Here is a 257-nt window from a genome sequence, read left to right on the forward strand (position 1 = left end):
GTTCTACCACATGAGCAGCAATGCGACGGTCAATCTCTGTAATTTTTGGCTCCTTCGCTTCATGCAGGGGATAATCAACGTCAATATAACCAAGAACCTGGCTGATGTGCACCTGATTGGCACCAAACGTACGCGGCATATTCGGATTCACTTCCAGGAAAAACGGCACTTTGCCGATGAAGGAAGCAACATAATCTGCTTGTGTACCGAGTGAGAAGTAACCATGTTCATCCATAGGCGCTGCTGCTGCTAGAATC

General features: G+C 47.5%; 1 pseudogene. It reads right to left on the bottom strand.

Features of this window, described 5'->3' with window-relative positions:
• Positions 1-257, bottom strand: a pseudogene (locus LKX83_RS32650) (propionyl-CoA--succinate CoA transferase); the annotation flags it as partial.

The sequence above is a fragment of the Cohnella baijiui genome (assembly GCF_020731285.1).
Classification (GTDB): Bacteria; Bacillota; Bacilli; order Paenibacillales; family Paenibacillaceae; genus Cohnella.